This is a genomic window from Nostoc sp. MG11 (assembly GCF_014904695.1).
GTDB lineage: Bacteria > Cyanobacteriota > Cyanobacteriia > Cyanobacteriales > Nostocaceae > Komarekiella.
This window is the reverse complement of record NZ_JACXXN010000050.1, coordinates 1-13,985: the sequence shown is the minus strand read 5'-3', so window position 1 is coordinate 13,985 and position 13,985 is coordinate 1. Positions and strand designations below refer to the sequence as shown.

The window sequence follows — 13,985 nt, the reverse complement described above, 5'->3', positions numbered from 1 at the left end:
ACAGGATTTTACAGTTTGCTATTTTTGGCTCAAGCACTAGCAAAAAGCCATTTTAGCAACAAATTGTCAATTACTGTTGTATCCAATTATATGCAGCAAGTTACAGGCGTTGATATGGTCTGTCCAGAGAAAGCAACCATACTTGGCCCTGTAAAAGTAATTCCTCAAGAATATCCCAATATCACTTGCCGCAGTATTGATATTATTACCCCTTATTTTTCTGGGCATAAAATTGTAGAGAAAATTGTCGCAGAATTGACTAATGATACCTTAGATAAAGCGATCGCTTACCGTGGCGCTCATCGTTTGGTGCAAACCTTTGAGTTAGTTAAATGGGATGAATCTGAGCCAGAAACACCAAAATTAAGGGAAGAAGGAGTTTATTTAATTACAGGTGGTTTGGGGAAAATTGGACTTTTATTAGCAGAAAATTTAGCTAAGACCGTACAGAGCAATTTAGTTTTAATTGGGCGTTCTGCATTTCCGGTGCGAGACAGTTGGGAACAATGGCTAGCAACTCATGAAAATAGTGATCGCACCAGTCAAAAAATTCAAAAACTCTTAGAGATTGAATCTCTGGGTGCTAAAGTTTTAATCATTAACGCCGATGTGAGTGATCAGCAGCAAATGGAGCAAGCGATCACATTGGTTGAGGAAACTTTTGGTGCTATTAATGGAGTGATTCATGCAGCTGCGATCGTTGATTCATTTTTTGTGATCGAACAAATTTCTCCTGATGAATGTTTGCAGCAATTTCAACCAAAAATCCACGGACTTTTCATATTAGAGAAAATATTACAAAACAAAGAAATAGACTTTTGTATTTTGCTGTCTTCTTTATCTTCAGTTTTAGGAGGATTGGGTTTTGTTGCCTATTCATCTGCCAATATCTTTTTAGATGCTTTTGTGCAGAAATATCATCCAAACAACTCTACACCCTGGATGAGCATTAACTGGGATGGCTGGCAATTTGACTCAGAACTAAAAGTAACTGAATTGGCGCTGACTCCAGCCGAAGGTATCAAAGTCTGGCAACGAATTTTATCTCGCTCTGATGTCAATCAATGGGTCGTTTCTACTGGTGACTTGCAAGCGAGAATTGATCAATGGATTAAACTCAAATCTCTAGGCGATCAAAAGAGTTTAAAATCCACAGCTTCATTTACTCACCATACCAGACCAAACTTACGAAATGCTTATATTGCTCCTACTAACGAAATTGAACAGACAATTACTAACTTATGGCAAGATATTCTGGGGATAAAACCTATCGGCATCACTGATGACTTCTTTGAGTTGGGGGGAAACTCTCTCATGGCTATCCAAATTATTTCTAGATTACGAGATATCTACTTGGTAGATTTATCCATAGCTAATTTTTTTGAGACATCTACAATTCTCAATTCAGCCCAGATAATTCTCCAAGCACAAATTTCGGATATGGATAGTGAAATCCTAGCTCAGACATTAGCTGAACTAGCTCAACTTTCTGAAGAAGATGTGCAACAAATACTTTCTATGGAATTATCTACACATAATATTAATATAGGAAAAAATTCAAATGAGTGACTTATTAAAAAATTTTGCGGATCTTTCTCAAGAGAAGCAACAATTTCTGCTTCTACGGCTAAAACAACAAAGAGAAAAAACTGTAAACCAACAAATCATTCCTCAACAAAATAGAGAACTTAATAGTTTTCCCCTTTCCTTTGCTCAACAGCGTTTGTGGTTCCTACATCAACTAGATTCTGACATTGCTAACTATGTGATTCCGTTGGCGGTGAAGGTGACTGGTAAATTGCAGATTCCAGCCTTAACAGCAAGTCTGCGAGAAATCATGTTTCGTCACTGGTCATTGCGTACCAATTTCCGCAGTGATATGGGACAACCTTTTCAAGTAATCCAAGCTGATGGAGATTGGCAGTTAAAAATAGTTGATTTGCAAACACTGACCGACACAGACCAGCAAGCGGAGACTAAAAGATTTGCCCAGCAAATAGCCCAGGATGCCTTTGATTTAGAACATGAACCATTAGTGCGAACTACCCTGGTAGTGTTGGCTCCCACTGTCCATATTCTGCTGGTATGTATGCACCACATCATCACCGATGGTTGGTCTATAGGAATCTTTACCCAAGAATTAGCAACCCTCTATCCTGCCTACTGCGGTGGACAGCCCAACCCGCTACCAGAACTCCCACTGCAATATGTAGACTTCGCCTGCTGGCAGAGACAATGGTTACAAGGGGAAGTCTTAGAAAAACAACTAGATTACTGGCGACAACAGTTAGCAGCAGCACCAGCATTACTGGAATTACCGACAACTCGCCCCCGTCCAGCAATCCAAACCACCAACGGTGCTAGTTATGAATTTAGTTTGTCACTAGACTTGAGCCAAAAATTAGCCCAGTTAAGTCAACAGGCAGGGGTGACGTTATTTATGACCTTGCTAGCGGCATTTGATATTCTGCTCTACCGCTACAGTGGTCAGACCGATATTCTTGTGGGAACACCCATCGCTAACCGAAATCGGACAGAAATTGAAGGATTAATTGGTTTCTTTGTCAATACCCTGGTTTTGCGTACCGACTTGAGTGGGCAACCAAATTTTACGCAACTATTAAACAGAGTCCGAGAGGTGGCGCTAGGAGCCTACGCCCATCAGGATTTGCCTTTTGAACTGCTGGTAGAAGCAATCCAGCCACAACGCAGCCTGAGCCACACAACGCTATTTCAGGTGATGTTTATCCTCCAAAATGCTCCAGCAACGGATATCGAACTGCCAGAGTTAACCCTTAGCCCAATGGCGGTGGATAATCCCACTGTGAATTTCGACCTTACCCTCAACGTCACGGAAACCGAAACGGGTTTAGTCGGCAATTGGCTCTACAACACCGATTTATTTGACCAAGAAATGATCGCCAGACTCAATCACCACTTTCAAAATCTGCTAAACGGCATTGTGTCCAATCCGGAACAGGTAATCGAGGAATTACCTTTAATGACAGCCACCGACGAGGAGCAACTGTTAGCCCAAGCCGTAGGTTCAACCTTTGACTATTCTCTCGATCGCTCTATTCCTGAACTATTCGCCATTCAGTGCGCCCAAACTCCCCAAGCGATCGCTTTGATTTGTGACGATGAGCAGTTAACATACGAGCAATTAGACCACCAAGTCAACAATCTTGCCCAGCAACTAAGCAATTTGGGTATAAAACTCCAAACTGTCGTGGGTTTATGTGTCCAGCGATCGCTCGATATGGTAGTCGGGATATTGGCAATTTTGAAAGTGGGGGCAATATATCTCCCTCTCGACCCAGAATATCCCATAGAGCGGCTAAACTTGATGATGACTGATGCCGGGGTAGGGGCGCTAGTGGCTTACCGCCATTGTCTACCAAGTAATTTGCCGGATGTTCCGTGTTTGGATCTCAACGAATCTGTTACTGTACTCAGCAATCCCCTGACCTTACCCCCAATCAAGCCTAGCGATCCGGCTTATCTACTCTACACTTCTGGCTCCACCGGACGACCGAAAGGTGTATTAGTCGAGCATCAAGCCTTAGTAGCTCATTGTCTGGGTATCTGTGACCATTATCAACTCCAGCCGAGTGATCGCATCTTGCAATTTGCCTCTTTGAATTTCGATCCGGCATTAGAGCAACTGCTACCAGCCCTGATTACAGGTTGTTCTGTAGTACTGCGTGGCACAAACGTTTGGTCTCCAGAGGAACTGCTAACACAAATCCAAAATACTGGAATCACAGTCGCTAATCTGCCCACCGCCTACTGGCGACAAGTAGTCCTCATATTGCACAGTCAGGGGATGTCATTGTCGGCAAAGTTGCGATTAATGATTGTTGGTGGAGAAGCCATGTTGCCAACAGATATTCAGCCTTGGCAATCACTCAATACAGAGTCGGTGAAACTGTTGAATGCTTATGGCCCAACAGAAGCGACAATTACGGCTCTTACCTTTGCAGTCCCTAGAGATTTTCATGGCGATCGCCTACCTATCGGTCGTCCCCTAACGAATCGCTGTGCCTACATTATAGACAGCATAGGTAAACTCTGCCCAATTGGTATTCCTGGCGAACTACATTTGGGTGGTGCAAGTCTAGCCAGAGGTTATTACCAACAGCCCGAACTGACAGCCGAAAAATTTATTCCCGATTACTTCAGTCCCGATGTCAAAGCTCGGATGTATCGTACAGGGGATTTAGCCTGCTATCTACCAGATGGCGCGATCGCTTATTTGGGAAGACTTGACCAGCAAGTGAAGATTCGCGGCTTCCGTATTGAATTAGAGGAAATTGCAGTTACTTTGTGTCAGCATCAAGACATCCAGTCTGCGATTGTGAATCTCTATACCCAGGTATCTGGTTCACCACGGCTAGTTGCTTACTATGTGACAGACCAAGAGCGATCGCTAACTACAGAAGAACTGCGACAATTTTTAGCTGCTACCCTGCCAGATTATATGCTCCCTGCGGCTTATGTCAGGTTGGAGCAATTACCCCTCGCCCCCAATGGCAAAATAGATCGCCGCGCCCTGCCAAATCCTTTACCAAATATAGAACCACACTTAGATTTAGTACTTCCCAGTACACCAACAGAAATTGCCCTAGCGCAGATTTGGACAGAGGTAATTGGAGTACCCCAGGTTGGTATCCACGACAACTTCTTTGCCATCGGCGGCGACTCAATTATGAGTTTGCAAATCATTGCCCGCGCTCATCAGGTGGGAATACAACTAACTCCGAAACAAATTTTTGCCCATCAATCCATTGCTCAGTTAGCCAACGTAGCCAGGACAGCACAGCCGATCCAAGCAGAGCAAGGAATAATTACCGGGGAAGTTCCCCTCACCCCGATTCAGCAATGGTTCTTTGCTCAAAATCTACCAAATCCACATCATTTTAACCAAACAATTCTGCTGAACGTACCAGCAGACTTAGTTACTTCTCGACTACAACAGGTCTTAACCGAGATTGTCAGTCATCATGATGCACTGCGACTGCAATTTCAACTGACCGAAAAAGGCTGGCAGCAAAGCAATGCCACTTTAGGGTTGCTACCTCAACTCCAGGTAGTCAATTTAGCTGATGTGCATCCAGAAAGCCAAGGAGCGATTTTAACGCAGATATGTAGTCAACATCAAGCCAGTCTAGATTTAACTGCTGGTTGTTTGTTAAAGGCCACCTTGTTTCAAATGGGTGCAGATTCCCCGCAACGCCTACTACTAGTAGTACATCACCTCGTAGTTGATGGCATATCATGGCGGATTTTGCTAGATGACATCCAAAAGGCTTACAAACAACTTAGTCAAGGACAAGCGATCGCTTTCTTTGCTAAAACTACAGCATGGCAATATTGGGCAGAGCAATTAACCGCCTACGCTACCAACCTGACTGCCGAACTTCCCTACTGGCAAGAGCAAATCAGTCATTCAGTCACACCCATACCCCTCGATCAACTTGGTGACAATACCGTAGCTTCCTTAGAGACGATTTCTGTTTCCCTCTCTGCCACAGCTACCCAAGACTTATTACATCGGGTACCCACTGCCTACCAAACTCAAATTAATGATTTACTCCTGACTGCACTAGCCCAAACCATGACAGCTTGGACAGGAGATGCCACAACTTATTGTGAATTAGAAGGTCATGGGCGAGAAGATTTATTCCCAGACGTAGATATCTCTCGCACCATTGGCTGGTTTACTACCCTGTTCCCGGTAAGTCTCACCCTGCCCACCACTAGCCATCCCGGTTCCTTGCTGAAGACAGTGAAAGAACAACTGCGCTCAATTCCCCAAAAAGGAATTAGTTATGGACTCTTGCGCTATTGCCTACAGGAACCAACACTCACCGCCCAACCCCCTGCACCCATCAGCTTTAACTACCTCGGTCAATTCGACCAAGCCTTTGACTCTCAGAGCTATTTTCAAGTTGCTAGTGAGTCGGCAGGGTCAACCCAGAGCCTAGACGGGCAACGTAGTCATATTCTGGAAGTGAATGGACTGATTGCTGGCGGTCAGTTGCAAATGGAATGGAGTTATAGCAGTCATCTCCATCATCGTCAGACCATTGAACAGCTTGCCCAGAACTTTATTACCAATTTACAAGCCCTAATTGACCATTGTCTAGAGCCAACAGCAGGTGGCTATACCCCTACTGATTTCCCCTTGGTCAATTTGTCGCAAATCGAACTCGATGACTTGCTTGGTGATGATTGGCAACAAGTGACCGATCTCTACCCGCTTTCGCCAATGCAGCGGGGGATGCTTTTCCACAGCCTTTATACTCCTGATGCTGATGTTTATGTAGAACAGTTACAATGTACCCTGCGGGGTCAATTAGATACCCAAGCATTTCGGCAAGCATGGGAACAAGTTTTTGCTCGTCATGAGATTTTCCGCACTGGGTTTTTCTGGGAAAATCTGGTAGAACCTTTACAATGTGTCCGGCAACAAGTTTCTTTGCCCCTAACTCTGCACGATTGGCAAAGTCAGGATACCCAAAGTCAACAGCAACAATTAGCAGCTTTAGTAATCAGCGAACGACGAGGATTTGACCTCGCTAAGCCTCCTTTAATTCGCTTACATCTTGTGCAGTTAGCCCCAGATATCTACGAATTTATCTGGAGTCATCACCATTTGCTGTTAGATGGCTGGTCATTGTCCCTGGTGTTGCAAGAAGTATTTACTTGTTATCATGTATACCAACACAGCCAACCCATCCAATTAGCACCGACCACACCCTACCAGACATATATCGCTTGGTTGCAAGCACAGGATTTAGTTGCTGCGAAAACCTTTTGGCAAGAGCAGTTACAAGGCATTATTGCCCCCACTCCCCTAATTACTGCATCAACAGCAGAGTTGACTACAGGCTACCAGACGGTGCAGATCCAACTAGGAATTGCCCCGACTGCCAACCTCCAAGCTTTTGCCCGCCAGCATCAGCTCACTCTCAGTAATCTTGTCCAAGGGGCTTATGCTTTGACCCTTGCCCGCTACAGTGGGGAAAGTGAGGTGGTCTTTGGTGTGACGATGGCTGGAAGACCACCGCTACTAGCAGGGCTGGAGTCGATGGTGGGATTATTTATTAATACTCTACCGTTGCGGGTATCTGTAACGGACCAGTACCGCTTATTGCCGTGGCTACAAACGCTACAAGCCCAGCAAGTAGCCTGTGAGCAGTATGTCTACAGTCCTTTGGTGGAGATTCAAGCCCAGAGCCAGATACCGCAAGATTTACCACTGTTTGAGAGCATTGTCGTATTTGAAAATTATCCCGTCAGCACTGCAACTGTTTCTAGTGAAGGTGGTGTGGAGATTGTCGCCGTTACTAGTAGCGAACAAACCAACTATCCAATTACCCTAATTGCTGGTGCTGGAACGGAACTGACACTTAAGATTATCTACGATGCCAGTCGCTTTACCCCAGAGATGATCGAACGGTGGTTGGGTCATTTACAGATGCTGCTGACCAATATGGCGGCACAACCCGATCGCCAGATTACCAAACTACCTATGCTCACTGCGGCTGAACGAAGCCAATTACTAGACTGGCAATCCCCAGTTACCCCGGTGACAATGGGGCTACAAGAGCGCTTTAGCCAGCAAGTAAGCCTTACCCCCCAAGCTGTCGCTGTAGTTTGTGGCGATCGCCAACTGACTTATCAAGCACTGGATGCTAAAGCCAATCAACTTGCCCATTATTTGCGATCACTGGGAATTGATGCCGATGTTTTGGTGGGAGTCTGCTTAAATCGTTCCTTAGAACTAGCGATCGCAATTTTAGCGATTTTAAAAGCGGGTGGGGCTTACGTGCCTCTAGATCCTAGCTATCCTAGTGATCGCCTCGGTTTTATGTTAACCGATACCCAAATACCCGTTTTACTCACCAGCCAAGGATTAGCTGCTAGTCTTCCTGAACACACAGCCCACAGCATCTGTCTCGATACTGATTGGTCATTAGTCGCAGATTATACTACAACATCAGTAGTGACGGTTGTGCAGCCAGAGCATCTAGGCTATGTAATTTATACCTCTGGTTCCACTGGGCTACCTAAGGGAGTAGCTATGCCTCAAGGTGCATTGACCAATTTAATCCAATGGCAGTTGACTCATAGTTGTGTACCTGCTGGTTGCACTCTCCAATTTGCACCCATTAGTTTTGATGTTTCTTTCCAAGAACTGTTTGCAACTTGGTGCGGTGGTGGCAAGTTGGTGTTGATTAGTGAGAGCGATCGCCGTGATCCTGCCGCACTGTTAGAGTTAATTCAGACTCAGCAGGTAGAACGGCTATTTCTTCCCTTTGTCGCCCTCCAACAAATCGCCGAAACTGCTACTAGTAGAGGCGTAATACCTAGCAGTCTGCGGGAAATTATCACTGCTGGCGAACAGTTACAAATTACTTCAGCTATTAGTAATTTCTTTACCAAATTACCAGATTGTGTACTGCACAACCAATATGGGCCATCGGAAAGCCATGTCGTCAGCGCTTTTACATTAACTGGTGCAGTGGAGAACTGGCCAGTTTTACCACCAATCGGTCGAGCGATCACCAATACCCAATTATACATTCTTGATCAACATCGCCAACCAGTAGCGCTCGGGGTTCCTGGTGAACTATATATTGGTGGTAATTGCCTAGCACACGGCTATCTCCATCGCACAGATTTAACTGCTACCAAGTTTATCCCCCATCCCTTTGATAGCAGCCCCGATGCCAGACTGTACCAATCCGGCGACCTCGCCCGCTATCTGCCCGATGGCAACATTGAGTATTTAGGGCGTATTGATGACCAAGTGAAGATTCGCGGCTACCGGATTGAGGTGGGCGAAATTGAAAATCACCTCAGTCACCATCCCCAGATTCAACAGGTGGCTGTGTTAGCCAGAAATGATGTACCAGGAGATCGGCGTTTAGTTGCCTACCTCGTCACCCAATCCCAGCAAACCTTGACCATCGATGACCTGCATAGTTATCTGGGGAAACGACTACCAGAATATATGTTGCCCGTTGCTTGCGTCTGTTTAACCCAACTTCCCCTGACCCCCAGTGGTAAAATCGATCGCCGGAGTCTGCCCGTACCTACATATCAGCGCTATCGCCATACAGCGTACATTGCACCCCATAGCCAGTTAGAATATCAACTTGCACAAATTTGGTCAGAGGTACTTGGCGTACCGCAAATTGGGCGCCACGATCATTTCTTTCAACTCGGTGGTCATTCCCTCCTTGCCACTAGGCTGATTTCTCGTATCCGCACTGTTTGTCAGGTAGATTTATCGCTGCGGGCAGTCTTTACATCCCCGACTATTGCTGAATTAGCAGTGGCGATCGCTCAAATTGCCACTACTGAACCCGTACCACCGATTGTTCCTGTCTCTATCGATCAGCCTTTGCCCCTCTCCTTTGCCCAGCAACGGCTTTGGTTCTTAGCACAACTACAACCAGGGAACATTGCTGCCAACTTATCTACGGCTGTTCGCTTAACTGGTAATTTACAAATTTCGGCTCTGGAGCATAGTCTTCAGACAATTTACCAGCGCCATACCGCACTGCGTACCAATTTTGTCTCAATTAACGATCAACCCCACCAAATCATCCGTTCAGATGATAACTGGCAATTTTCTCTAGTCGATCTTCGTGGCGAAACTGCCCCAGCTATTGAGCAGTTGATGATTACCGCAGCTCAACAACCCTTTGATCTTGGCCAAAATCCTCTGATGCGTTGCCAGCTAATCCAACTGAGTGACAGCGATTTTCTCTTGCTAGTATGTATGCACCATATGATCACCGATGGTTGGTCTATGGGCATCTTTACCCAAGAATTAGCAACCCTCTATCCCGCCTACTGCGGTGGACAGCCCAACCCGCTACCAGAACTCCCACTGCAATATGTAGACTTCGCCTGCTGGCAGAGACAATGGTTACAAGGGGAAGTCTTAGAAAAACAACTAGATTACTGGCGACAACAGCTAGCAGCCGCACCAGCATTACTGGAATTACCGACAACTCGCCCCCGTCCAGCAATTCAAACTACCAACGGTGCTAGTTATGACTTTAGTTTGTCACCAGACCTGAGCCAAAGTTTAACTCAATTGAGTCAGCAGGCAGGGGTGACGTTATTTATGACCTTGCTAGCGGCATTTGATATTCTGCTCTACCGCTACAGTGGTCAGACCGATATTCTTGTGGGAACACCCATCGCTAACCGAAATCGGACAGAAATTGAAGGATTAATTGGTTTCTTTGTCAATACCCTGGTTTTGCGTACCGACTTGAGTGGGCAACCAAATTTTACGCAACTATTAAACAGAGTCCGAGAGGTGGCGCTAGGAGCCTACGCTCATCAGGATTTGCCTTTTGAACTGCTGGTAGAAGCAATCCAGCCACAACGCAGCCTGAGCCACACAACGCTATTTCAGGTGATGTTTGTACTGCAAAATACACCAGTAACCGATATTGAATTACCAGAGTTAACTCTTAGCCCGGTGACAGTGGATATTTCCACCGTGAATTTCGATCTTATTCTCAACGTCACGGAAACCGAAACGGGTTTAGTTGGCAGTTGGGAATACAACACAGACTTATTTGATGATGCTGCAATTGCCAGAATGGCGGGACATTTCCAGACCTTGCTAGAGGGAATTGTTGCCAATCCAGAGCAGTGTATTTCGCAATTACCGCTACTGACAGCAACTGAGCAACAGCAATTGCTTGTTGAGTGGAATCAGACTCAAAGAGATTATTCTCATGAACAGTGTATTCATGAGTTATTTGAACTGCAAGCAGAACTAACCCCAGATCAAGTAGCAATAGTATTTGAAAATCAACAACTCACCTACCAAGAATTAAATAGCCGAGCCAATCAACTAGCTCATCACTTGAGAGATTTAGGAGTAAAACCAGATGTCTTAGTTGGGTTATGTGTAGAACGTTCTTTAGAAATGATCGTGGGACTATTGGGGATATTAAAAGCAGGTGGAGCATATCTGCCCCTTGACCCAGATTATCCTCAAGAGCGATTGAGTTTCATGTTATCAGATTCACAAGTAACTGTGTTGCTGACCCAACAGCGACTGTTAGAAAAGTTACCACAATATGAAGCGCAGGTAGTTTGTTTAGATACCGGCTGGCAGATAATTTCTCAGTTGGAACAAGAGAATTATATCAGTGAAGTTTCACCAACAAATCTGGCATACATAATTTACACCTCTGGTTCGACAGGTCAACCAAAAGGTGTAATGATTCAACATCAATCTTTAGTGAATTTTACACAAACAGCCATAATTAAATATGGACTAAAAAGTAGCGATCGCATCTTACAATTTGCATCAATTAGTTTTGATGTCGCAGCAGAAGAAATTTATCCTGGTCTCAGTTGTGGTGCAACACTCATACTTCGCAACGAAGAAATGTTGAGTTCAATTACCACATTTGTGCAAAAATGCCGAGATTGGGAATTGACAGTGTTAGATTTGCCAACAGTCTACTGGCATCAGATAACTTTGGAATTAGCCCAAGAGATTTGGCAACTACCAAATTCCTTGCGCTTAGTAATTATTGGCGGAGAATCGGCGCTACCAACACAATTAAAATTGTGGCAACAATATGTAAATGAACGTCCTCAATTAATCAACGCCTATGGCCCCACGGAAACAACCATAGAAGCAACACTATGTAATTTATCAAGTTTAGCCTCAACAGAATATGAGCTAGAAGTATCAATTGGTCGCCCAATTGATAATGTTCATGTCTACATACTTGATCAAAATCTCCAGCCTCTACCTATTGGTATTCCTGGTGAATTGCACATTGGTGGTGCCGGTTTAGCAAAAGGTTATCTTAATCGTCCAGAATTAACCCAAGAAAAATTCATTCCTCACCCTTTTAGCAATGAATATCAGGCACGTCTTTACAAAACTGGAGATTTAGTAAGGTTCCAAAGTAACGGCAGCATAGAGTTTCTTGGACGAATTGACAACCAAGTAAAAATTCGTGGCTTCCGCATTGAACTAGGTGAGATTGAAGCAACAATTAGTCAACACCCTATTGTCCAAACAGTAGCTGTTATTGCTAGAGAAGATGTTTCTGGAGATCAGCGTTTAGTTGCTTACTTAGTGATAAATCAGCAAGTAGAACCAACTATCAATGAATGGCGACAGTTTTTAGGGCAGAAATTGCCTGATTACATGATACCTTCAGCTTTTGTATATTTGGAGTCTCTACCTTTAACTCCTAATGGCAAAGTTGACAAGAAAAATTTACCGACACCAGAATTTCATCGACACTTACAAGACATTTTTGTTACACCGCGTAATCCTGTAGAGGAAATACTGGCGAAAATCTGGATAGATGTTTTAGGAGTTGAGCAAGTAGGTATTTATGATAATTTCTTTGAATTAGGTGGACACTCCTTACTTGCAACCCAATTGATATCACGGGTGCGGACTACCTTCAAAGTAGAATTACCCTTGCGGAGTTTATTTGAAGCTGCGACTGTGGCTGAGTTAGCCCAGTGTATTCAACAGTGGCTGCAAGATGTACCTTTATCAAATGTACCCAAACTAGAAGCGTTCCCTAGAAATAGACAACTACCTCTGTCATTTGCCCAGCAAAGATTGTGGTTCCTCAATCAATTGCAGCCAGATGATATCGCCTACAATATGCCTCTAGCTGTGAAGCTCCAAGGTCAGTGTAAATTGAATATTTTAGAACAAAGCTTGAGTGAAATCATTCGTCGCCATGAAGCTTTACGCACTAACTTTATAACCGAAAACGGGCAACCAGTGCAAATTATTCATCCTGCTGATTCTTGGCAAATGGCAATGATAGATTTGCAACATTTGCCCCTGACTGAGCAAGAAATTGAAATTCAACGATTAGCAACAGCAGAAGCACAAAAACCTTTTGCTTTAGAAACAGACTTGTTGTTACGAGCTAGTGTATTGGTGCTATCAGATACTGAGCATATATTGCTATTAACAATGCACCATATTGTTTCTGACGGCTGGTCTATGGGCATCTTTACCCAAGAATTAGCAACCCTCTATCCTGCCTACTGCGGTGGACAGCCCAACCCCCTACCAGAACTCCCACTGCAATATGTAGACTTCGCCTGCTGGCAGAGACAATGGTTACAAGGGGAAGTCTTAGAAAAACAACTAGATTACTGGCGACAACAGCTAGCAGCCGCACCAGCATTACTGGAATTACCGACAACTCGCCCCCGTCCAGCAATTCAAACTACCAACGGTGCTAGTTATGACTTTAGTTTGTCACTAGACTTGAGCCAAAGTTTAACTCAATTGAGTCAGCAGGCAGGGGTGACGTTATTTATGACCTTGCTAGCGGCATTTGATATTCTGCTCTACCGCTACAGTGGTCAGACCGATATTCTTGTGGGAACACCCATCGCTAACCGAAATCGGACAGAAATTGAAGGATTAATTGGTTTCTTTGTCAATACCCTGGTTTTGCGTACCGACTTGAGTGGGCAACCAAATTTTACGCAACTATTAAACAGAGTCCGAGAGGTGGCGCTAGGAGCCTACGCCCATCAGGATTTGCCTTTTGAACTGCTGGTAGAAGCAATCCAGCCACAACGCAGCCTGAGCCACACAACGCTATTTCAGGTGATGTTTGTACTGCAAAATACACCAGTAACCGATATTGAATTACCAGAGTTAACTCTTAGCCCGGTGACAGTGGATATTTCCACCGTGAATTTCGATCTTATTCTCAACGTCACGGAAACCGAAACGGGTTTAGTTGGCAGTTGGGAATACAACACAGACTTATTTGATGATGCTGCAATTGCCAGAATGGCGGGACATTTCCAGACCTTGCTAGAGGGAATTGTTGCTAATCCTGAACAGCGAATTGCGGAATTACCATTACTCCCACCCTGGGAACACCAAAAATTACTGGTAGAGTGGAATCAAACTCAAAGAGAATATCCCCACA

The 13,985-nt window shown here is 44.6% G+C and carries 2 protein-coding genes (1 of these 2 running past the window's edge); both read left to right on the top strand.

Annotated features, from left to right (window positions below; genetic code table 11):
- Window positions 1–1,569, top strand: partial view of a type I polyketide synthase gene (locus tag HCR01_RS31905; protein ID WP_193200008.1) — the 3' portion only. The gene continues 3,054 nt to the left of window position 1, outside the view; 1,569 of the gene's 4,623 nt are visible here — the last part of the coding sequence; its start codon lies beyond the left edge, outside the window; the stop codon is at window positions 1,567–1,569.
- Window positions 1,562–13,985: non-ribosomal peptide synthetase (locus HCR01_RS31900; protein ID WP_193200007.1), on the top strand; the 12,424-nt coding region annotated here is incomplete at its 3' end. The genes HCR01_RS31905 and HCR01_RS31900, both read left to right, overlap by 8 nt.